We start from the raw sequence: 21,432 nt of genomic DNA, 5'->3' as shown, positions 1-21,432 counted from the left end.
GGTTTGAGGCATGGTCGAGGCGGGTACGGGCTGGGACGTGGATGCCGTACATGTGCGTGCTCCGGGCAAGATCAACGTGTTCATGCGCGTCGGTGCCGTGCGCGAAGACGGCTACCACGACGTCGCCACCGCCTATCAGGCGGTCTCCCTCTACGAGGACGTCCGCGCGCACCACGCCGATGACTTCTCGGTGACCTTCGCGGGCAGCGTCGACACCAGCGGCCTGGCCACCGACGGCACCAATCTGGCGATCAAGGCGGCCCGGCTGCTGGCCAAGAAGACCGGGTACACCGGCGGGGTGCGGCTCGAGATCGACAAGCATGTGCCGATCGCCGGCGGCATGGGTGGCGGCTCGGCCGATGCGGCTGCGACGCTCGTCGCGTGCGATGCGCTCTGGGGCACCGAGCTCGGCCGCGACGAGTTGTCGGCGCTGGCCGCACGGCTGGGCGCCGACGTGCCGTTCGCGCTGATCGGCGGCACCGCGATCGGCACCGGCCGCGGCGACCGGCTCAGCCCCGCTCTGGCGACCGGGCAGTTCCACTGGGTGCTCGCCCTCCCCGAGGGGGAGCTCAGCACGCCGGCCGTCTACAGCGAGCTCGACCGGCACCGCCAGCGCCATGCGGGCGAGATCGCCCCGGCCGAGCGCAGCCCGAGCGTGGACGCCCCGGTGCTGCACGCGCTCCGGGCGGGGGACCCAGCGATGCTGGCGGAGGCGCTCAGCAACGACCTCCAGGCGCCGGCGATCCACCTCGCGCCTAGTATCGCCGAGGTGCTCGAGCTCGGCGAGCTGAACGGCGCGCTGGCCGGGATCGTGTCGGGCTCCGGACCGACCGTCGCGTTCCTGGTGGCCGACCTCGACAACGCGCTCGACCTGCAGATCGCGCTCAGCGCGTCGCGCATCCACGCTGTGCGTGCGACGGGCCCCGTCCACGGCGCCCGCGTCATCGGCGACTGACTGTTGAGTCGTCTCCCGGACCGTATCCCTCGCGTCCGGGGCCATGCCCGAGGATGCCCGATCCGTGCCGCATGTCGGGTTGAGACGATTCGTCAGATGGAGTCGTTTCCATGCGGAGCGGTCGGGCATCCCAGGTGTTCACCACGTTAGCGAGAGCCCCCCGTGTCCTCCTAGTGGGGGACGCGAAAACCGTCAACTCTTGACGGGTCGATCGGTTCTGACGGGTCGGCGACGGGGCAGGGCGAGTGCTCGGAGCTCGCGCCGCGAGCGCATCCCGAGCTTCGCGAGGATGTTGCGCACGTGGAAGTTGACAGTCGTCACCGACACGTACAGCCGCTCGGCGATCTCCTTGTTGGTCATCCCGGCGGCCAGCGCGTGCGCGACCTGGCGTTCGCGCGTGGTCAACGGGGCCAGCGGGTCGACGGCGGAGGTGAGCTCGACTCCGGGAGCGGTGTCGCCGGCCGCGCGCAGCGCGTCGAGGAGCTGGACCGCGCGAGCGAGGTACGCGCTGGCGCCCAGCCGGCGGAAGGTCGCGGCGGCGCGTTCGAGCAGCACGCCGGCTTCGGCGCGGTCGGTCTCGCTGCGGGGCGCGGCCCCGCTGCCGGCGGTGGCCCTCCCCGCCGCCAGAAGGCGTCCGGCGTCCAGCGCTGCGATCGCGTCGGGGAACGGGAAGGGGGACTCCCCGGCCGCCTCGCGGTACGCCTGGAGAGCGTCGGCTGCGCGGCCCTCGGCCTCGAGCACACGGCCCTCGAGCCAGCGCAGCGATCCGTAGTACGGGCGCCAGAGCCCGGGAGCGGCGCAGCGCTCGTAGGCGGCGCGCGCGTCGGCAGCGCGTCCCAGCGTCGCGAGCGCGTCGACGCGGTAGGTCAGCCAGCCCAGCGTGGAGGCGCGCGTCGCCGCATCCTCGGCGTCCAGCGTCGCGCGGAGCTGGTGCTCCGGGCGGCCGAGAGCGCGCGCCAGCTCGGCGCGGGCCAGGAACGGCAGATCGCCGTCGTACGAACCCGTGATGCGCGGATCGGCCTTCGCCGCCGAGCGCAGGCGTTCGGTCACCGGTTCGGACTCGCCACGCCCGGCACGGACGAGCGTCGACGTCCAGAGTGCGATCGGCCAGCACGACAGATCGGTCTCGTCGAGCGCGAGCGCGACGGCGGTGTCGGCCAGGGTGACCGACTCCTCCCACTCGCCCACCAGGAAGAGGATGTGCGCGTAGATCGTGCGCACGAAGCCCGCGGTCCAGCTGCTGGGGAACCGGCGGACCAGCTCGTTCGCTTTCGCGAGGTCGGCGCGCGCCCGCTCGATGTCGCCACCGAGGATGAACACGCGGGAACGCGCGACCAGGGCGTCGACGGCGGCAGGGGACTCGTGCTGCACGAGCAGCTCGTCGAGCTCGGCGGTGAGCGGGCCGAACAGATCGGGTCGCTGCGCGTGCGCGGCGGAGTTGAGCGCCCAGCCGAGCAGCCGCACCAGGTGCTCGTCGGGCTCGGCGAGCCAGCGCAGCGCAGGGTCGGCGACGTCCTCCGGCGCGGGACACTCGGCGATGTGCAGCCGCCCGGTGTCCAGGTGATCGAGGACGCCAGAGAAGTCGCCCATCGCCATCAGCACCTTGGGCAGCGCCTCGGCCACATGGGTGCGGATCGCGCGCTCGTCCGGGGTGAGGGCGGGAGCCGCCTCGAGCCGGAGGGCGAGCTCCAGGGCGCCAGGCACGTCCCGCGACAGCGTCCGCAGCTCAAGCAGCACTGCGTCGCGCGCGGGCGACGGCGGCAGCGTCTCGATCGCGGGCCGGAGGTCGAGGATCTGTTCGTGCAGCCGGAACCGCATCGCGAGAAGGCCCAGCTCGATGAGCGAACGCTCGAGCTCCCCGTCGGTCGCGAGATGCATCGCCGAGCGCGCATAGCTCATCGCCTGCTCCGCCCGGCCCTGGTCGGCCGCCGCGAGCGCTGCGGTCAGCAGCTCGTCGACGAGCCCGGGGTCTGCGGTGTCGGCGGCCTCCACCCGGTGCCGCAGCGCGCGGTGGCCGTCGAGCACGTCGGCGGCGACCCGGTGGAGCTGGACACGGCGTTCCACGGTGAGGTCCGCGGCGAGGGCGTCGGCGAGGAGGGCGTGCGCTGGCTCCACCCACAGCACGCCGTCCCGCGGCGTCCCGAGCACGAGGCCGCGCGTGACGGCCCCCGGCAGGTCGAGACGCTCGCCCAGCCGCGCCGCGATGGTGCCGACCACGGGGGCGGGCAGCGGGTCGCGCAGCACGGCGACGAACTCCGCCGCGGTGCGCACCGAGACGTCAGCGCCCTCCAAGGCGGCGGAGATCGCGGAGGCGAGCGGCATGATCGCGGTGTCCGGCAGGTCCCAGCCCGCGGGGTGCAGGGCCTGCGTGAACGTGTCGTGCAGCTGCCCGAGGAGCACGCTCAGCAGCAGCGGCGAACCCTGGGTCGCCTCCGTCAGCCGGGTCGCGGTGCGCCGCGAGACCGCATGGCCCAGGATGTGTTCCGCCAGCTCTTGCGTGTCGGACACGGTGAGTGGCGTCAGGTCGATGCGGGCATGGTTGACCGACGACGACGCCAGGTCTTCGAACAGGTCGGACACGCTGTTCTGCTGAGGTCGGGTCGCCGCGGTGAAGAGGAAGTCACGGTCGGAGAGCCGGCGCACGACGAATCGCAGGGCGCGTGCCGACGGCTCGTCCACCCACTGCGCGTCGTCCACGATCAGGCAGACCGGACCGGAGAGCGCGTCGATGGCGTCGAGCAGCAGCCTCCCGACGGTGAGCGCGTCGTCGTCGGGCGCGGGAGGCCGGATCGCCGTCCCGCCGAGTCCGGCGAGTCCACGCACCAGGGTCTCGACGGTCGCGTACGCCAGATCGGACTCGAACGAGTCGGCGCTCACCCGCAGCACGGTCCACCCGTCGAGCCGCTGCGCGACGTCGGCGAGCAGGGCGGTCTTGCCGAGACCTGGCTCGCCTGTGACGAGCACGGCACCACCCTGATCGATGGCGCGATGGGCGACGAGGAGGATGGTCTCACGAGCCCGATCCCGGCCGATCAACGGCCGAGCCGTCGAGTCCAGGTCGGTCACGGTCGCCCCCATCCGCCCGCGCGGGTCAGAAGTCGGGAGTGCGCGGTCCGGTCCGTCGATCATCGCACAACCGGGGCACCGGTCGGTTTCCCCCAAGGTGGGGGAGCGCGGCGGGCGGCTCGGCGACGCCTGGCGCGACGGTAGGCTGGAGGACCGTATGGCTCATCTCCTCGGCGCCGAGTCGCTGCATCTCGAATACCCCACGCGGGTCGTCTTCGACTCGGTGACGCTGGGCGTCTCCGAAGGCGACCGCATCGGCGTCGTCGGCCGCAACGGCGACGGCAAGTCGACCCTCCTGTCGCTGCTCGCCGGGCGCCTCCAGCCCGACGCGGGGCGCGTCACGCGACGTCGGGACGTGACCGTCGGCATGCTCGACCAGCGCGACGATCTGCCGGACGCCCTCACCGTCGGCCGGGCCATCGTCGGCGACCGCGAGGAGCACGTCTGGGCCGGCGACCCGCGCGTGCGCGACGTTCTCGCCGGCCTGGTCGCCGACATCCCCTGGGACGCCACGATCGGCGAGCTTTCGGGAGGTCAGCGGCGCCGCGTCGCGCTGGCCGCGCTCCTGGTGCACGACAACGACCTGCTGTTCCTCGACGAGCCGACCAACCACCTCGACATCGAGGGCGTCGCCTGGCTCGCCTCCCACCTGAAGCAGCGCTGGGCCTCCGGGTCGGGTGCGCTCGTGGTGGTCACCCACGACCGCTGGTTCCTCGATGAGGTGTCGACCGCCACCTGGGAGGTGCACGACGGGATCGTCGAGCCCTTCGAGGGCGGGTACGCGGCGTACGTCCTGCAGCGCGTCGAGCGCGACCGGATGGCCGCCGTCGCGGAGACCAAGCGGCAGAACCTGATGCGCAAAGAGCTGGCCTGGCTGCGGCGCGGTGCGCCTGCGCGCACGTCCAAGCCGAAGTTCCGGATGGATGCTGCTGCCGCCCTGATCGCCGACGAACCCGCCCCGCGCGACGCCGTCGAGCTGACGAAGCTCGCCACTGCGCGCCTCGGCAAAGACGTCGTGGACCTCCTCGACGTGACGGTCGAGTTCCCGCCGAAGACAGTGCTCCGCAACGTGGAGTGGCGCATCGCGCCGGGCGAGCGCACCGGGATCCTCGGCATCAACGGAGCGGGCAAGTCCACGCTGCTCGGGCTCGTGGCCGGCACCGTCGAGCCGACGGCGGGACGCGTCAAGCACGGCAAGACGGTCAAGATCGCCACCCTCACGCAGCAGCTCGACGAGCTCGACGCGGTGCGCGACCAGCGCGTCAGCGCCGTCGTCGCCGACAAGCGCACGACGTACCTCGCCGGCGGCAAGGAGGTCACTCCTGGCCAGATGCTCGAGCGCCTCGGCTTCACGAACGCCCAGCTCTCCACACCGGTGAAGGACCTCTCCGGCGGCCAGAAGCGCCGCCTCCAGCTACTGCTCATCCTGCTCGACGAGCCGAACGTGCTCATCCTGGACGAGCCGACCAACGACCTCGACACCGACATGTTGGCCGCGATGGAGGATCTCCTCGACGGCTGGCCGGGGACGCTGCTCGTGGTCTCGCACGACCGCTACCTCGTCGAACGGGTGACCGACCAGCAGCATGCGGTCATCGACGGCGCGTTCCGGCACCTCCCTGGCGGGATCGACGAGTACCTGCGGCTGCGGAGGGAGCGCGGTCCTGCGCCGAGCGCCGGCGCTGCCGTCGTCGCGACCCCCGTACTGTCGGGCGCCGCCTTGCGCGCCGCCGAGAAGGAGCTGACCTCCATCGACCGCCGCCTCGCGAAGCTCGCGGGCCAGGTCGCCGAGCACCACGAGGCGATCGCGCGCCACGACCAGTCCGACTACATCGGCCTGGGCCGGCTCACGGAGGAGCTGCGAGCCCTGGAGGGCGAGATCGCCGACCACGAGACCCGCTGGCTGGAGTTGTCGGAACAGCTGGAGGGCTGAGCCGGTCGGCAACGGAGGAGGATCCGGATTCCGGAGCCCCGATCTCCTCCGTTCCCTGCTTTCGGCCGGCGTGGCGCCGCGAGAGTCCTCCCTTGGCGACCCACCGCCGGCCCCGCATTAGACTCGCCGCATGCCCACTCACACCGTCGTGAACCAGGCCCCGCCGCGCGTCGACCTCGACGAGTTCGCAGCGAACCTCCCGCTGCGGGAGGCGGTCGAACGCTACGACGCCGACTGGGCCGTCGCCGACCTCGGGGCCGTCGGACGGCTGGTCGGCTCGGCCGGCTTCCAGGCCGACGCCGAGCGCGCCAACATGCGCGAGCCGCAGCTGCGCGCGTTCGACCGGTGGGGCGACCGCATCGACGAGGTCGACTACGACGAGAGCTACCACCGGGTGATCCGGGAGGCCGTCGGCGCCGGCGCGCACACCTCCGCGTGGGCCGATCCGCGGCCGGGGGCGAACGTCGCCCGCGCCGCCGCCTTCATGCTGTTCGCGCAGGTGGAACCGGGGCATGCGTGCCCCGTCTCGATGTCGCACGCGGCCGTCCCCGCCCTTGCCGCCTCCCCCGAACTCGCGGCCGAGTGGGTGCCGCGGCTGCTGTCGCGGGACTACGACGGCCGCCTCGGTGCGAACAAGGCGTCAGCACTGTTCGGCATGGCGATGACCGAGAAGCAGGGCGGCTCCGACGTCCGCGCCAACACCACACGGGCGCTCGCCGACGGCGACGGGCGCTGGCTGCTCACCGGTCACAAGTGGTTCTGCTCCGCGCCGATGTCCGACGCGTTCCTGGTGCTCGCTCAGACCGCGGGCGGGCTGAGCTGCTTCGTCGTGCCGCGCGTATTGGAGGACGGCACGCGCAATGTCTTCCTCATCCAGCGTCTGAAGGACAAGCTCGGCAACCGGTCCAACGCCTCCAGCGAGATCGAGTTCGACGGGACCGTCGGCCATCTGCTCGGCGAGGAGGGACGCGGCGTCCGGACCATCCTGGAGATGGTCAACCGCACGCGGCTCGACTGCGTCCTCGGCACAGCGGCCGGCATGCGGCAGAGCGTCGCCGAGGCGGCGTGGCACGCGCGTCACCGAGCGGCGTTCGGGCGGCGCCTGACGGACCAGCCGGCGATGACGTCGGTGCTCGCCGATCTCTCCCTGGAGTCGGAGGCGGCCACCGCCGTAGCCCTGCGCCTGGCTCGCGCCCACGACGACGACGCCCCGGACGCCGATGTCGCCTTCCGCCGGCTCGCGACGGCGGTGAGCAAGTACTGGGTGTGCAAGCGGGGACCCGGCCACGCGTACGAGGCGATGGAGTGCCTCGGCGGCAACGGCTATACGGAGGCGTTCCCGCTGGCCCGGCGCTATCGGGAGCAGCCGGTCATGGCCATCTGGGAAGGCTCGGGCAACGTGATCGCCCTCGACGTGCTGCGCGCGCTGAGCCGCGAGCCGGCGAGCGTGGAGGCGTTCGACGCCGAGCTCGCCTCCGCCCGCGGCTCGCACGCCGCCTATGACGCGCATCACGATCGGCTGCGGCGCACGATCGCCGACGCCGACGAGTCCACGGCCCGGACGGTGGTCGCGGCGCTCGCCGTCGCTCTCCAGGCGTCGCTGCTCATCCGCCACGCCCCGGCCGCCGTCGCGGACGCGTTCGTCGCGTCCCGCCTCGGGCCCGACCGCGGTTCCCTCTACGGGGAGCTGCCCTCCGGGGTGGACACGGTCGCGCTCGCCGGTCGCGCCTGAGCCGAGGTCACGGCCACGAGCCGAAGAGGTCGCCGATGGCACCGGCGATGTCGAGGGCCGAGCCGGCGGCGTCGAACACGTCTCCGACCGAGGAGACGATGTCGACGAGGTCGCCGAGCGCGTCCGCGACCTGGAGGATGTCGACAGCGGACTGCGCGATGTCGCCGAGGGACGACACGATCGCCCGATCGATCCCGTCGAGGTCGATCGCGACCACCTTCGTCCACTCGCGCTCCATGCCGAAGATGACCGCGTACGGCAGCAGCCGCTCGTGCAGCCGGAAGCGCTCGACAGGGTCGGACTGTCGGGCGGGGCCGATCGACCCCGCGGACCCGGACGAGGCCGGGTCGGCGGACGCGACCGCGACCCGCTCCGCACCCGCGGGAGACTGCAGCGTCCGCAGCCGATCCGCCTCTGCCAGACGCATGTACTGGCGGAGGCCGTCGAGGTGGGTCCTGCGCGGCTCCGCAGCGGCGGTGAAACGACGCGGACGCACCCGGCCGGCGATGATCACCGCCGCGATCAGGAGGGCGGACGCCACCGCCGCCGGAATCGCCAGTGCGACAGCGCCGAGGAGCGCGGACCCGATCAGCGTCGGCAGCGCGATGATCAGCAGCAGCACGCCGAGCCGGAGGAGCAGCGGCCCGGCGATGCCGTCCTTCGTCAGGAGGCCGGCGCGCCGGAGCCGGGAGGCCTCGCGCCGGATGAGGTCCTGCACCCGTCGACCGGCCCGGCGTGCGTCCTTCGAGAACCGCCGGGGCCGTCCGTCGCGCTCGGAGTCGAAGAGCGCGTCGAGGAGCGCCAGGTCGGCGGCGCCGAGAGCGTCGGGGTCGGGCACCTCGATCGAGATGGTCGGTCGGCTGCGGCGACGTCCGTTCGGGCCGTCGGTGAGCAAGCGGACCCTGCCGCGGACGGCCAGGTCCAGGAGGGCAGCAGCCGCCGCCCGCCGTTCGAGGCCCGCGAGCACGGCGTCCCCGAGCACGGTCGCGCCGCGCGCCGGCGCGTACTCGACGATCAGGGAGCGCGGCAGCCGAGACGAACGGAGGGCAGCCACGATCGCACAGAGCAGCACCAGCGCCGCGACGGACGCCAACGCGACTCCGAACACCATCGCCCCAGCCTAGGGATGCCCCGCCGTCCGCTCACGCCCCGGTTCAGGGGCGGTCGAGTAGTCGACGGTCAGCGTGCGTGGCGGGTCTCAACCGACGATCGGCGTAGTCGACGGTTCGTCGGTGTCGGTGTCGGTGTCGGTGTCGGCGGCGGCGGCGTCGGGGAGGGGAGCGGGATCGGGGGCGGCGCCGATGGCGCGGTAGAACTCGGCGACCGCCTTGCGGTTGTAACCGGCCCAGTCGAAGCCGCCGTTCGGGACGTCGCCGCGAAGGAACGCGCGCAGCCCGTCGGCGACTCCCTCGACCGTCTGGGGCACCACCAGTCCGCTGCCCTTCGGCAGGGCGTTCTTGGCGGAGGCGAACTCGACGGTGACGATCGGCAGCTGCAGGACGAGGGCCTCCAGGATGACCATCGGCTGGCCCTCGTAGTCACTCGACAGCACGAAGCAGTCGGCCTTCGCCGTGATGGCGTGCGGATTGCGCTGCATCCCGGTGAGGAACACCGAGCCCTGCAGCCCGAGCTCCGCGACGACGGCCTCCAGATGGCCGGCCAGCGGTCCGGAGCCGACGATCAGGAGTCGTGTCTTCGGGTTCTCGGCATGCACCTGCGCGAACGCGCGGATGAGGCGCTCCTGGTTCTTCTCCGGCGACAGCCGGCCGACGTTCACGAAGGTGGTGGTGTCGTCGTTCGGGGCCAGCAGCTGCTCCGCCCAGTCGGGGACGCTGCCGGTCTCCTCGTCGAAGGTGAGCTCGTGGAGGTCGGCCGCCGCGTTCTCGAGGATGTGCTCGGCGTCGACGGTGTTGAGCGCCGACCGGAACTTCTCCGGCTCCGCATATTCGGCCAGGGAGGAGCGGTTCACCTCGGACAGCGTCGGCGACACCGACACCAGGTGGTCGTACTGCGCGTACAGCGTGAACAGCTGGGTCAGCGAGTGCAGCATCCGCTTCTCGCCGTTGACCTCGCGGTGCGCATCGGCGGCCAGATCGTTGTGCATCCAGATGGAGCGCTGCGCGTCGGGGGAGTGCAGGAGCAGGATCGCCCAGAACGGGCCGTAGCCCGAGAAGTCGACCACGTAGTCGAACCGGCTGTCGCCGAAGCAGCGGTACCACTCGTCGTCCCAGAGCCGGTTCTGCGCGTCGGTCTCCGCGTGCTGGGCCGTGCGCCCCCGCCGGAAGTCGAGGTGACGGGCGAGGTGGCGCAGCTTGGCGCCGTTCATGCCGCCGACACGCGGGAACTGACGTACCGCCGGATGGATCTGGCGCTGTTTGGCGATGATCGTCTGCGAGCCGCTCTGGGCGAAGAACGCGGACACGTCGTAGCGTTCGTGGTCGAGGTTGTTGAGGAGATTGAGGGCGGAGGTCGTGATCCCGTTCGGGCGCATGCCGCCGAGGTAGAGCAGGATCTTCTCGCGGCCGTCGTCGTCGAGTGAGGTGCGCAGACGATATCCGTCGCGCACGCCGCGGAACACGATGTCGATGACGCGCTCGGACGCCGAGCCGTCTTCGTAGGGGGTGAACCGGCGCTGCAGATCGAGGTAGCGCTCCCGCGACTCGGCGGGCACCCGGTCGCCGTCGGCCGCGACAGCCGCGAGCGCGTCGCCCAGCTCGCGGGCCGACATGAGGGTCGGGCCGGGCCACTCGTCCGGCTCGAAGTAGAGGCCGCGCGTTCCGGCGTACTCGGCGAGGTCGGGCGTGAAGAACAGGATCGGCCGGCCGGTGCGGAGGAAGTCGAAGAAGATGCTCGAGTAGTCGCCGACCAGGATGTCGGTGGCGCCGAGGACCAGGTTCGTCGGGATCTCGTTGGGCACGAGCATCCGCGCGAGTTCCGGGCGGTCGGCGGCCAGCGCGTGCACGGTCTGGTGGGTCTTGACCAGCACGGCGTAGCGGCTGGTGTCGATGCGCTGCTCCACCTCGTGGAGATGCGCCAGGAGCGCGTCGAGGTCGTCCTCCGGCCGGCCGAAGGTCTGTCCCTTCCAGGTGGGCGCGTACAGGACGATCTTGCGGTCGCCGAGCGGGATGCCGGAGGCGACGAGGCGCTGGCGCACGGTCTCGCGCTGCGCGTCGTCGAGGAACTGCCGGTCGACGCGCGGGTAGCCCTCCTCGATGATGGTTCCGCGGTAGATGCCATCGAGCTTGTAGGCGCTCTGGTACATCTGGTCGGCCATGAACGGATTGGCCGCCAGCAGGTAGTCCGCCTGGACGAAGTTGCGAACGATGTTGGCCGTCGCGAGCGCCCCGTCTTCGATGTCGTAGCCCATGCGCTTGAGCGGGGTGCCGTGCCAGGTGTTCAGGTAGACCTGGCCCTGGCGCTTGGAGAAGTCGTACGGGAACGTGGCGTTGTTCACGAGGTACTGGCTGGTCGCCAGCGCACGGTAGTAGGCCGCCGAGCCGTAGCGGACGAAGGTCACGCGCGGGTCGTCGGCGAACTCCTCCACCGCTGTGCGGTACCGGTGCAGGTCGGACAGTGCCCAGATGTGGGTGAGGTGCTTCAGGTCGGGCGCGGCGAGCAGCCGGCGGAACAGCGCTTCCGGGTTGTCGAGCATCCCGTTGCCCGAGAAGGACTCGTAGAGGACCGAGCCGAGGACGAGCGGCTGCCGACGCCAGTGCGCGTGGATCTCGAAACGAGCGGCGCGCTTCACTCGGGACGGGAGGCGCTTCAGGCGGGAAAGTCTCATCGCCGAGAGTTTATGAGAGCGGGATAACAGTCTGCTGAGAAGCTGCGCCGGAGGATCCGGTCATTCCCCGGCGTCGAACCCCAGGCTCAGCTTGCGCAGCAGACCGGCGAGCCGCTCCTGATCGCCGGGGGAGAGCGACTCGAGGAGGTCGGCCTCGGCGTCGACCAGCCGGGTGATCGCGGCGTCCACCCTGGCGAGGCCCTGTGCGGTCATCTGCACCAGGATCCCGCGGCCGTCGTTCGGATCCGTCCTGCGCTCGACGAGACCGCGCGCGACCAGCCGGTCGATGCGGTTCGTCATCGTCCCCGACGACACCAGGGTCTGCTGCAGGAGCGACTTGGGGCTCAGCTGGAAGGGCGAGCCGGCCCGGCGCAGCGCGGAGAGCACGTCGAACTCCCACGAGTCGAGGTCGGAGCGTTCGAAGGCGCCCCTGCGTGCCCTGTCGAGGTGGCGGGAGAGCCGGTCGACGCGCGAGAGCACCTGGAGCGGCGAGAAGTCGAGGTCGGGACGCTCGCGGAGCCACGCCCCGACGATGCGGTCCACCTCGTCGCGCGCCCCGCTGCGCGCGGTCCCGTCGTGTGCGTCGGCCATCCCTCCATGCTATTCGGCCGCCCCCGCAGCTCGGCGGCATGCGTCGCCGAGTCTGGCAGACTGTGTGTGCGCGTTGCGCGGTCCGCCTTGGTGTAATGGCAGCACGACAGCCTTTGGAGCTGTGAGGTCTAGGTTCGAGTCCTGGAGGCGGAGCGACGTCCGCAGCCGAACCGACGCGTCACCGCACCGTCACCACCGCACCGGGAGCATCATGACCGACCAGAATCTCGCCATCGTCGTTCTCGCGGCCGGGCAGGGCACGCGGATGAAGTCCGCGACGCCCAAGCTCCTGCATCCGCTCGGGGGCCTCCCCGTCGTCGGGCACGTGCTGGCGACCGCCCGCGAGCTCGACGCCGCCCGCGTCATCGCCGTGGTGCGGCACGAGCGCGACCGGCTCGCCGAGGTGATCGCCGCCGACCTGCCGGACGCAGTCATCGTCGACCAGGACGAGGTGCCGGGCACGGGCCGCGCCGTGGAGCAGGCCGTCGCCGCTCTTCCCGCCGACTTCACGGGCGACGTTCTCGTGGTCAACGGCGATGTGCCGCTGCTCGACGCCCCGACGCTGCGCGAGCTCGTCGCCGCCCACCGCGCGGGAGGAGCGGCCGCGACCATCCTGTCGTCGTTCCCCGCCGACGCCACCGGCTACGGCCGAATCGTCCGCACCTCGGAGGGGCACCTCGACCGCATCGTCGAGCACAAGGACGCGAGCGAGGCCGAGCGAGCCATCGGCGAGATCAACGCCGGCATCTACGTCTTCGGCGCCGCCGCCCTGCGCGACATGCTCGCGAACGTGACGACCGACAACGCCCAGGGCGAGAAGTACCTGACCGACGTCATCGGCCTGCTGCGGGAGGCCGGCTTCGACGTGGACGCGCTCCCGGTCTCGGAGTCGTGGCTGGTCGAGGGCATCAACGACCGGGCGCAGCTCAGCGAGGCGGCCGCCCGCCTCAACGCGCTCGTCGTGCGCACCTGGCAGCTCGCCGGGGTCACGGTGCAGGACCCGGCGACGACCTGGATCGATGTCACGGCGACCCTGGAGCCCGACGTCACCATCCTCCCCGGCACGCAGTTGCGCGGGGCGACGGCCATCCGCACCGGCGCGACCGTCGGGCCCGACACGACGCTCCTCGACACCGAGGTGGGTGCGGGTGCGACCGTCACGCGCACCGACGCCACCCTCGCCGTGATCGGCGACGGCGCCACCGTCGGTCCCTTCGCCTACCTGCGTCCTGGCACCGTCCTCGGCGCCAACGGCAAGATCGGAACCTTCACCGAGACCAAGAACGCCGTCATCGGTGCCGGCACCAAGCTGGCGCATTTCAACTACGTGGGCGATGCGGAGGTCGGCGAGAAGGGCAACCTCGGCGCCGGTGTCATCACCGCCAACTACGACGGAGTGAACAAGCACCGCACGGTCATCGGATCGCATGTGAGGATCAGCACGAACACCGTGCTCGTCGCGCCCGTTAGGATGGGTGACGGAGCGTACACCGGAGCGGGAACGGTCGTCCGGAAGGACGTTCCACCGGGCGCGCTCGCCATCACGGTCGCGCCGCAGCGCAACATCGAAGGCTGGGTCGCCGAGAAGCGGCCGGGCACCGACGCCGCCCGTGCCGCTGAGCAGAGCACGGCTGCGGAAGAGAGCGGAGAGTAAGTGTCAGGGATCACTGCCACCGGCCAGAAACGACTCGTTCTGATCTCGGGGCGCGCACACCCCGAGCTGGCCGAGCAGATCGCCGAGTGCCTCGGCAGCGAGTTGGTCCCCACCGACTCGCGTACGTTCGCGAACGGCGAGATCTACGCACGTTTCGACGAGAGCGTCCGCGGCTCCGACGCGTTCGTCATCCAGTCGCACACGTCCCCGATCAACGAGTGGCTCATGGAGCAGCTCATCATGGTCGACGCGCTGAAGCGCGCCTCGGCCAAGCGCATCACCGTCGTGGCGCCGTTCTACCCGTACGCCCGCCAAGACAAGAAGGGCCGCGGCCGCGAGCCGATCTCGGCGCGCCTCGTCGCCGATCTGTTCAAGGCCGCCGGTGCCGACCGCATCATGTCGATCGACCTCCACGCCGCCCAGATCCAGGGCTTCTTCGACGGCCCCGTCGACCACTTGTTCGCGATGCCGGTCCTGCTGGAGCACATGCAGCGCGAGCTCGATCCCTCGACCCTCACCGTCGTCTCGCCCGACATGGGGCGCGTGCGCGTCGCCGACATCTGGAGCGACAAGCTCGGGGTGCCGCTGGCGATCATCCACAAGCGCCGGGACCCGCTGGTGCCCAACCAGGTGTCCGTGCACGAGATCGTCGGCGAGGTCGACGGCCGCGTCTGCCTGCTCGTCGACGACCTCATCGACACCGGACGCACCATCGTCAAGGCGGCGGAGGCGCTCAAGGCCAGCGGCGCGATCGGCGTGGTCGTCGCCGCGACGCACGCCGTGTTCAGCGACCCGGCGGTCGAGCTCCTGCAGTCGGAGGCTATCGACTCGGTCGTCGTCACCGACACGCTCCCGCTTCCCGCGCACAAGCGCTGGGACGGCCTCACCGTGCTGCCGATCGCGCCGCTGCTGGCGAACGCGATCCGCGAGGTGTTCACCGACGGCTCGGTGACCTCCATGTTCGACGGCGCCGCGTAGGCGACAACCCTCGAAGGGCACGTGAACGCCCCTAAAACTCGGTTTCAGGGGCGTTTACGTGCCCTTCGTCGATCACGGAAGCGTCGTGGCCGACGCTCGACGTCGGTCGTGGCGCCGCGCCGTCTCGACGACGGCGCGTTCCAGCCCGTCCAGTCCGGGCGAGGTGCGGATCGCCCTGCCGATCCGCGCGCTGTTCGCGGCGTAGGCCGGGTCGCGGAGTACCGTCCTGACCGCCCGCGCGACCGCGGCGTCGGTGGGGCGGTTCGTCGTGAGCCGGACGCCGACGCCCGACCAGGCGACGCGGGCGGAGACCTCCGTCTTGTCCTCGGTGGTGCCCGCCACCACGACGGGCACACCGTGCTCCATCGCGTAGTGGATGCCGCCGTAGCCCCCGTTCGTGACGTACGCGGAGGTGCGGGGCAGCAGCTGGTCGTACGGCAGGTAGGTCGCCACACGCGCGTTCGTCGGCAGCGCTTCGCGGAGCCCCGTCACGGCACGACCGCCCGTGCTGGCGACCACCCACACGTCGTCGTCGGCGAGTGCGCGGATCGTCGGAAGCAGCAGGTCTCCGAAGTCGGTGTTGGCCACGGTGCCCTGGGTGACGTGGACCACCGGGCGCCCGTCGTCCAGGTCGCTCCACCACGCGGGGAGCGGCGTGTCCGACGGCCGGGTGCGCGAGACCGGCCCCACGAAGTGCAGGGGCAGTGTGACGTCGGGGCGCGGGTACTCGAACTCCGGCACGGTGAACTGGACCACCCCGTCGGCGAGCGACGGCCAGTCGAGCACGAATCCGCCGAGCCCGGTGCCCGCCTCCAGGCCGACGCGGAGGGCCGCGCGCTGCACGGGCGCGAAGACGACCTTCTCGGCGACCGTGGTCAGCGCGGCGTTCCTCAGCCGGCCGACCGCGCCGGGCCGCGGCGGTACTCCGAGGCCGAACGGCGCGGTGTCGCGACTCTTGACCCCCAGTGGCACGATGCCGAGATTGAGTAGCGCCGGGCGGGCGTCGCGGGGTCGCGAGGCGAGCAGCGCTGCGCCGAGGAACAGGCTCTCGGCGAGCACCACATCGATCCCGAGGCCCTGGATGGCGGCCTCCATCGCCACGAGTTGGCTGCGCGCGGGCCGCAGGAAGATCTCGGTCATGTCGTACCGGATGCCGGCGGGGCCGGTCAGCCCGACGCGGCCGGGAAAGGCGGCGTCCATATCGGTGTCGTCGTAGTCGGCTTCGGCGGGCAGCCGGAGGACCGAGGCTCCCGTCGCCGCGGCGCGCTGCAGGTAGCGTTCGCCGGTCAGGAAGTGCACCCGGTGGCCGCGCTCCACGAGGGCGCGGCTCACGGCGAGCAGCGGGGTCACGTGTCCGTGGACGGGTGTGGAGCAGATCAGGATGTCGAGCGGCTGGTCGTTCATGGGTGTTCCTCGTTCGGGTAGAGTCGAATAAACGTCAACAGTATTCACTACACTCGAAAGGTAGTCAATAGTGGCTGGGATCCGACCGTACCGCTCGACCCTGCGGCAGGAGCACGCACAGCAGACGCGCCGCCGCATCCTGGAGGCCGCCGCCGAGGTGTTCTCGTCGCGCGGCTACGCCAGCGCCTCCCTCGCCGACATCGCGGCTTCGGCGGGCGTCTCGGTGGAGAGCGTGAAGGTGCACGGCCCGAAGCGGGCGCTCCTGCTGGCGGCCTTCGAGCTGACCTTCGGGGGCGAGGCGGGCGAGTCGTCCCTCGCCGAGCGCCCGGAGATCGCGGAGATCGCCGCCCTCGACGACGCCGAGACGATGTTGTCGGAGCTCATCCCGTTCATCGCCGCGGCGAACGCCCGCACCGCCGGACTGTGGGCGACGTTCACCGCCGCAGCGCGCGACGACGGCACGGTGGCCGCCGTCCTCGCCGATCTGCTGGAGCGCCGGCACGCCGACTACGCGCTGATGGTCGGGCTGCTCGCCGAGCGCGGCGCCGCTGAGGTGGCGGGCCTCGACGACGCCGGCCGTCGGGAACTCGCGGACGCCTTGTCGTTCGTGATGTCGCCGGAGGGGTACCAGCAGCTGGTGACCGAGAGCGGCTGGAGTTCCGAGCGCTACACGCAGTGGCTGGGCGGGGCCGTCCGGCTGCTCGTCACGGCAGGGCGTGGGGCGTCGACGGGATGAGACCCAGCGGCGCGACGAAGGTGGCGTCGCCCTCGGTGTTGAGCGCGTAGCACTGCCAGCCCGGACCCGCCGGTGCGAACAGCTCGAAGCGGGCGGAGGAGCTCACCGAGTCGGGCACGTAGTGCTGCGCGTAGACCGCGCACGTGCCGGTCGCGGTGTCGGTCTGGATGCTGATCGTCAGCATGATCCCGGGCAGCACCAGCGCGGTGAGCGCGACCACGACGAACACGCGTGTCGCGATCGTGCGGCGTCGCCCGCGCAGCGGGCGGTCCGACGGCTCGTACTCCGCCAGCTCCGGGTGGTCCTCGAACGTCACGCTACGAGTCTGAGCCGCGTGCGACGCGATTGCAACTGACGACGAAGGGCACGTCGTTGTCGTTCCCGAGCGGGGAAAGCGACAACGACGTGCCCTTCGGCAGCGCGCGTCAGTGCGACGAGCCCTCGGTCTCGATCTCGGTGCGGTCGCCCGACCACAGCGTGTGGAAGGTGCCGTCCTTGTCGACGCGCTTGTAGGTGTGCGCTCCGAAGAAGTCGCGCTGTCCCTGCACGAGCGCGGCGGGCAGGCGGGTCGAGGCGAGCGAGTCGTAGTACGACAGAGCAGCGCCGAAGCCGGGCACCGGGACGCCGGAGAGGGCGGCGGTGGCGACGATGCGACGCCACGCGGCCTCGCCCTCGCGGACGGCGTCGGCGAAGTACGGCGCCTCCAGCAGGGTGGCGATGTCCGGGTTCTCGTCGTAGGCATCGGCGATCCGGTTGAGGAACTGGGCGCGGATGATGCAGCCGCCACGCCAGATCTTGGCGATCTTGTCCTTGTTGATGTGCCAGCCGTACTTCTCGGCTCCGGCGATGATCGCGTCGAAGCCCTGGGCGTAGGCGACGACCTTGGAGGCGTAGAGCGCCTTCGAGACGTCGTCGGCGAACGCGGCGACATCGTCGGCCTTCTGCACGTCCGGACGGGACCGGATGGTCGCCTGAACGGCGGCGCGCTGCTCGGGCTTGGACGACACGGCCCGGGCGAAGACGGCCTCGGCGATGCCGCCGACAGGGATGCCGAGGTCGAGTGCGTTCTGCACCGTCCAGACGCCCGTGCCCTTCGAGCCGGCCTGGTCGAGGACGATGTCGACGAACGGCTTGCCGGTCTCCGCGTCCACCTGGCGGAGCACCTCTGCGGTGATCTCGATCAGATACGACTCGAGGTAGCCCTTGTTCCACTCGGCGAACACGTCCGCGATCGCGGACGGCTCGAGGCCGCCGACCGTGCGGAGCAGGTCGTAGGCCTCGGCGATGAGCTGCATGTCGGCGTACTCGATGCCGTTGTGGATCATCTTGACGAAGTGGCCGGCGCCGTCGGTTCCGACATGCGTCACGCAGGGCTCGCCCTCGGCGACCGCGGCGATGGAGGCCAGGATCGGGCCGAGGGTCTTGTACGACTCCTCCGAGCCGCCCGGCATGATCGAGGGGCCGTTGAGGGCGCCCTCCTCGCCGCCGGAGATGCCCGCGCCCACGAAGTGGATGCCGGTCGGCGCGATGCGCTTCTCGCGCTCGATGGTGTCGTGGAAGTTCGCGTTGCCGCCGTCGACGATGATGTCGCCCGGCTCGAACCGCTCGACGAGCTGGTCGATCACGGCGTCGGTGCCGCGGCCGGCCTGCACCATGATGATCGCGGTGCGCGGCTTGGAGAGCGAGGCGACGAAGTCGTCGATCTGCTCGGACGAGACGAACCCGGCCTCCGGGTGCGCGTCGACCAGTTCCTCGGTGCGCGCGTACGTGCGGTTGAAGACGGCGACGGTGTTGCCCTCGCGCGAGGCGAGGTTGCGGGCCAGGTTCGACCCCATCACAGCCAGACCGACGACTCCGATGTTGGCCGTTGCGTGGTTCTCGGGCACGGAGGACTCCTTCGTTGAGACGGTTTGCGTCAAGCGTAGCCGCACGCTCGTCGTGTGGTTCGTCGTGTGACGCGGATCACCCCAGCCGGAACGTCGCCCGGGGGATGTCGTCGACGAGCCGCCGCGCGATCGCGAAGGCGTCCTCCTCGGCGAGCTGGTGGGTGACGACGAGCGACGCCAGGAACGACGCGTCCACCCGGCGGGACATGTCGTGGCGTGCGGGGATGGAGCAGAACGCGCGGGTGTCGTCGATGAAGCCGCTGGTCTTCGTGAAGCCCGCGCTGTCGGTCACCGCCCGGCGGTAGCGGAGGATCGCGGCCGGGGTGTCCAGGAACCACCAGGGGGCTCCGGCGTAGACCGACGGGTAGAAGCCGGCGAGCGGCGCGATCTCGCGTGCGAACGTGGTCTCGTCGACGGTGAACAGCACGAGCCGGAACGTCGGGTTCGTGCCGAAGTCGCGCAGGATGGGCGTGAGCGGTTCGGTGAACGCGCCGACCGCCGGGAGGTCGTGTCCGGTGTCCGGTCCGTAGGCGTCGAAGGTCGGGCGGTGGTGGTTGCGATGCACCCCGGGGTGCAGCTGCATCACGAGGCCGTCGTCGGCGGCCATCTCGGCGAGACGGTAGAGCATGTTGCGGCGGTAGGCGACCGCCTCGGCCGCGGTGAGGGATCCGTCGAGCGCTGCGCGATGGATGCGGGAGGCCTCCGCCGGCTCGAGGGGCTCGCTGCCTGCGTCGAGGACGCCCGTGTCGGTGGCGGTGCCGCCCGCGGCGGCGAAGGCCGCGCGGCGCACGCGCAGCGCTTCCAGCAGTCCGGCGTAGCCGGAGGTGTCGATATCGGCTCGCTCGGCCAGCGCGCGCAGCCGCGCCGCCCAGCCCGGCTCGTCCGGGTGCATGTACCGGTCGGCACGGAAGGTCGGGATCACCCGGCCGGTGAAGGTCGGGTCGGCCGCCAGGCGCGCGTGCGCCTGCAGGTCGTCCGCGGGGTCGTCCGTCGTCGCGAGCACCGCGATGCGGAAGCGGTCGAACAGGGCACGCGGCCGGAACTCCGGAGCGGCCAGGGTGGCCTCCAGCTGGTCGTAGAGCGCGTCGGCGTTCGCCGCGGACGGCTGCTCGGTGAGCCCGAAGACCTCGCTGAACTCCGACTCGAACCAGAACCTCACCGGCGTGCCGAGGAAGGCGTCCCAGTTCTCGCACAGCGTCCGCCAGATCGCTCGGCCCGAGACGGGGGAGGGGACGCCGCCGCGCGCCAGGCCGAGCGCGTCGAGCGGCACGCCGACCGCGTGCAGCATCCGCGTCACGTAGTGGTCGGGGGTGATCAGCAGGGCGGCCGGGTCCGGGAACGGCTGGTCGTCGGCCAGCATCGCGGCGGGCACGTGCCCGTGCGGCGAGTAGATCGGGGCGTCGGCGACGGCTGCGTGCAGGCGCCGGGCGAGGTCGCGCTCGGCGGGGTCGGCGGGGAACAGGCGGTCCGGATGCGGGGCGAGCGTGGTCATCCTCGTCCTTTCGGCGGAGTGGAGGGAGTGGGTTCTGCGGTCGAGGCGGCCCGCGCCGGGCCGGTCGAGGCCCGCACGGTCAGGTGGGTGGGGAGGGTGGCGGCCTGCCGGGTGATGGGCGCGGCGCCGTCGTCCAGCCGCGCGAGCAGCATCGCGACGGCCGTACGGCCGGCCTGCTCGATCGGAGCGGTCAGGGTGGTCAGCGGCGGGTTGCAGAAGTCCGCGCCGAAGATGTCGTCGCAGCCGACCAGGGAGACGTCGCCCGGCACGTCGACCCCGCGCTCGCGGAAGCGGGCGAGCATCCCGATCGCGAGGAGGTCGTTGAAGGCGATGCAGGCGGTGGAGCCCGCGTGCAGCACCGCGTCGGCGGCTGCGGCACCGGCATACTGCCGCGGTGCGAACGGCCCGACGCGGAGGGCCTTCACACCGTAGCCCTCCGCGGCCCGGACGAGCGCGCGCCAGCGGCGTTCGTTCGACCACGAGGTCTCCGGCCCCGAGGCGTAGACGATCTCCCGGTGGCCGAGCGACACGAGGTGGCCGACGGCCTGCTCGACGCCGTTGGGGGTGTCGATGAACACGTTCGCGACTCCGCGGGTCTGGCGGTTGATCGCCACGAGCGGCACCTCGTCGGCCAGCGCGGTGAGCCGGCGGTCGGTGAGGCGGGACGCCGCCAGGATCGCACCGTCGAACGAAGGCCGCAGTTTGTGCAGCATCCCGTCCTCCAGCTCGTCCGACTCCTCGGTGTCGACGAGGATCTGCGTGTAGCCCGCCGCCTTCAGCTGCTGCTGGGTGCCGCGGATGATCCCGAAGTAGAAGGGGTTCGTGACGTCGGAGACGAGCACGGCGATCGCCCGTGTGCGGCCGCTGGTGAGGGCACGTGCCTGGGAGTTCGGGATGTAGTTGAGCTCGCGCGCCGCGCGTTCGATCCGCTCGCGGGTGACGGCGTTGACGCGCCCCGGATTGGAGAGGGCGCGGGAGGCCGTCGAGGTGGCGACTCCGCTCGCCGCGGCGACGTCCGCGAGCGTGGCCGGGCGGTCCTGTACGGACGAATACCCGCGATGCTGAGGGCTCATGCGCCCATCACAGCACATCATGGCAATTTTTGGCAATCGTTTGCACTTGCATTGCCAATCTCCCTAAGCTCGGCCGCAGCCCTCCCGCCTGCACCACTTCCGGGGGGCATGATCCCCACGATCACCGTCCTCAAAGGAGAGTCACACG

The 21,432-nt window shown here is 71.5% G+C and carries 15 protein-coding genes and 1 tRNA gene; 7 read left to right on the top strand and 9 right to left on the bottom strand.

The window, feature by feature from the left end; all coding sequences use genetic code 11:
* The first annotated feature begins 10 nt into the window (after positions 1 to 10).
* A complete protein-coding gene (locus KNO15_RS05540) occupies positions 11 to 955 on the top strand; it encodes a 4-(cytidine 5'-diphospho)-2-C-methyl-D-erythritol kinase (RefSeq protein WP_241702421.1) in 945 nt (314 codons plus the stop codon).
* Positions 956 to 1,147: 192 nt separating this feature from the next.
* Here the strand turns inward: KNO15_RS05540 and KNO15_RS05535 are convergent, their stop codons facing one another.
* The gene (locus KNO15_RS05535; RefSeq protein ID WP_241702420.1) at positions 1,148 to 4,021 is read right to left on the bottom strand and encodes a LuxR family transcriptional regulator; all 2,874 of its coding nucleotides are present in this window, start codon (positions 4,019 to 4,021) and stop codon (positions 1,148 to 1,150) included.
* A gap of 157 nt (positions 4,022 to 4,178) precedes the next feature.
* On the opposite strand from KNO15_RS05535, the gene KNO15_RS05530 reads away from it, so the two are divergent.
* Entirely contained in the window at positions 4,179 to 5,954 is a 1,776-nt protein-coding gene (locus KNO15_RS05530) for an ABC-F family ATP-binding cassette domain-containing protein (RefSeq protein WP_241702419.1), read from the top strand.
* A 130-nt stretch (positions 5,955 to 6,084) separates the two neighbouring features.
* Positions 6,085 to 7,686, top strand: a complete 1,602-nt coding sequence (locus KNO15_RS05525) for an acyl-CoA dehydrogenase family protein (RefSeq protein WP_241702418.1) — start codon at positions 6,085 to 6,087, stop codon at positions 7,684 to 7,686.
* 7 nt (positions 7,687 to 7,693) lie between these two features.
* Here KNO15_RS05525 and KNO15_RS05520 read toward each other — a convergent pair whose 3' ends face one another.
* The 3 genes from KNO15_RS05520 to KNO15_RS05510 all read right to left on the bottom strand — a co-directional run bounded on the left by KNO15_RS05520 (position 7,694) and on the right by KNO15_RS05510 (position 12,061).
* Positions 7,694 to 8,797 carry a DUF2207 family protein gene (locus KNO15_RS05520; protein ID WP_241702417.1) on the bottom strand — a complete coding sequence of 368 codons (1,104 nt, stop codon included), beginning with the start codon at positions 8,795 to 8,797 and terminating at the stop codon, positions 7,694 to 7,696.
* 87 nt (positions 8,798 to 8,884) lie between these two features.
* Entirely contained in the window at positions 8,885 to 11,470 is a 2,586-nt protein-coding gene (locus KNO15_RS05515) for a glycosyltransferase (RefSeq protein ID WP_241702416.1), read from the bottom strand.
* Positions 11,471 to 11,530: 60 nt separating this feature from the next.
* Entirely contained in the window at positions 11,531 to 12,061 is a 531-nt protein-coding gene (locus tag KNO15_RS05510) for a MarR family winged helix-turn-helix transcriptional regulator (RefSeq protein ID WP_241702415.1), read from the bottom strand.
* An 81-nt stretch (positions 12,062 to 12,142) separates the two neighbouring features.
* On the opposite strand from KNO15_RS05510, the gene KNO15_RS05505 reads away from it, so the two are divergent.
* The 3 genes from KNO15_RS05505 (at position 12,143) to KNO15_RS05495 (ending at position 14,693) form a co-directional block, all read left to right on the top strand.
* Positions 12,143 to 12,214: transfer RNA gene (locus tag KNO15_RS05505), tRNA-Gln, on the top strand.
* Positions 12,215 to 12,272: 58 nt separating this feature from the next.
* A complete protein-coding gene (glmU, locus tag KNO15_RS05500) occupies positions 12,273 to 13,715 on the top strand; it encodes a bifunctional UDP-N-acetylglucosamine diphosphorylase/glucosamine-1-phosphate N-acetyltransferase GlmU (RefSeq protein ID WP_241702414.1) in 1,443 nt (480 codons plus the stop codon).
* On the top strand, positions 13,716 to 14,693 hold the full coding sequence (locus tag KNO15_RS05495) for a ribose-phosphate diphosphokinase (RefSeq protein WP_241702413.1): 978 nt from the start codon (positions 13,716 to 13,718) through the stop codon (positions 14,691 to 14,693).
* 72 nt (positions 14,694 to 14,765) lie between these two features.
* Here KNO15_RS05495 and KNO15_RS05490 read toward each other — a convergent pair whose 3' ends face one another.
* Positions 14,766 to 16,097: a glycosyltransferase gene (locus KNO15_RS05490; RefSeq protein ID WP_241702412.1), complete on the bottom strand. Its 1,332-nt coding sequence runs from the start codon at positions 16,095 to 16,097 to the stop codon at positions 14,766 to 14,768.
* Positions 16,098 to 16,167: 70 nt separating this feature from the next.
* Between KNO15_RS05490 and KNO15_RS05485 the strand changes: the two genes are divergently transcribed.
* Positions 16,168 to 16,833, top strand: coding sequence for a TetR/AcrR family transcriptional regulator (locus KNO15_RS05485; protein WP_241702411.1), 666 nt, complete (start codon positions 16,168 to 16,170; stop codon positions 16,831 to 16,833).
* Here the strand turns inward: KNO15_RS05485 and KNO15_RS05480 are convergent.
* The 4 genes from KNO15_RS05480 to KNO15_RS05465 all read right to left on the bottom strand — a co-directional run bounded on the left by KNO15_RS05480 (position 16,802) and on the right by KNO15_RS05465 (position 21,284).
* Positions 16,802 to 17,149 carry a hypothetical protein gene (locus KNO15_RS05480; protein WP_241702410.1) on the bottom strand — a complete coding sequence of 116 codons (348 nt, stop codon included), beginning with the start codon at positions 17,147 to 17,149 and terminating at the stop codon, positions 16,802 to 16,804. The two genes, KNO15_RS05485 and KNO15_RS05480, sit on opposite strands and share 32 nt — an antisense overlap.
* A gap of 109 nt (positions 17,150 to 17,258) precedes the next feature.
* Positions 17,259 to 18,719 (bottom strand): NADP-dependent phosphogluconate dehydrogenase, encoded by a 1,461-nt coding sequence (gndA, locus tag KNO15_RS05475; protein WP_308220425.1) that lies wholly within the window; start codon positions 18,717 to 18,719, stop codon positions 17,259 to 17,261.
* A 76-nt stretch (positions 18,720 to 18,795) separates the two neighbouring features.
* A complete protein-coding gene (gene uxaC / locus KNO15_RS05470) occupies positions 18,796 to 20,211 on the bottom strand; it encodes a glucuronate isomerase (protein WP_241702409.1) in 1,416 nt (471 codons plus the stop codon).
* Entirely contained in the window at positions 20,208 to 21,284 is a 1,077-nt protein-coding gene (locus KNO15_RS05465; protein WP_241702408.1) for a LacI family DNA-binding transcriptional regulator, read from the bottom strand. Before KNO15_RS05465 ends, uxaC begins: the two co-directional genes overlap by 4 nt.
* Positions 21,285 to 21,432: the final 148 nt, after the last annotated feature.

This window comes from Leifsonia shinshuensis, assembly GCF_022606355.1.
Taxonomy (GTDB): domain Bacteria; phylum Actinomycetota; class Actinomycetes; order Actinomycetales; family Microbacteriaceae; genus Leifsonia; species Leifsonia shinshuensis_B.
Note: the sequence above shows the minus strand (reverse complement) of the source record. Positions and strands in the feature narration are given on the sequence as shown.

Excerpts from the sequence above, each read along its gene's own strand:
- KNO15_RS05520 (WP_241702417.1), bottom strand. The coding sequence starts at position 8,797 with ATGGTGTTCGGAGTCGCGTTGGCGTCCGTCGCGGCGCTGGTGCTGCTC.
- uxaC (WP_241702409.1), bottom strand. The coding sequence starts at position 20,211 with ATGACCACGCTCGCCCCGCATCCGGACCGCCTGTTCCCCGCCGACCCC.
- KNO15_RS05515 (WP_241702416.1), bottom strand. The coding sequence starts at position 11,470 with ATGAGACTTTCCCGCCTGAAGCGCCTCCCGTCCCGAGTGAAGCGCGCC.
- KNO15_RS05490 (WP_241702412.1), bottom strand. The coding sequence starts at position 16,097 with ATGAACGACCAGCCGCTCGACATCCTGATCTGCTCCACACCCGTCCAC.
- KNO15_RS05510 (WP_241702415.1), bottom strand. The coding sequence starts at position 12,061 with ATGGCCGACGCACACGACGGGACCGCGCGCAGCGGGGCGCGCGACGAG.
- KNO15_RS05530 (WP_241702419.1), top strand. The coding sequence starts at position 4,179 with ATGGCTCATCTCCTCGGCGCCGAGTCGCTGCATCTCGAATACCCCACG.
- KNO15_RS05540 (WP_241702421.1), top strand. The coding sequence starts at position 11 with ATGGTCGAGGCGGGTACGGGCTGGGACGTGGATGCCGTACATGTGCGT.
- KNO15_RS05525 (WP_241702418.1), top strand. The coding sequence starts at position 6,085 with ATGCCCACTCACACCGTCGTGAACCAGGCCCCGCCGCGCGTCGACCTC.
- glmU (WP_241702414.1), top strand. The coding sequence starts at position 12,273 with ATGACCGACCAGAATCTCGCCATCGTCGTTCTCGCGGCCGGGCAGGGC.
- KNO15_RS05465 (WP_241702408.1), bottom strand. The coding sequence starts at position 21,284 with ATGAGCCCTCAGCATCGCGGGTATTCGTCCGTACAGGACCGCCCGGCC.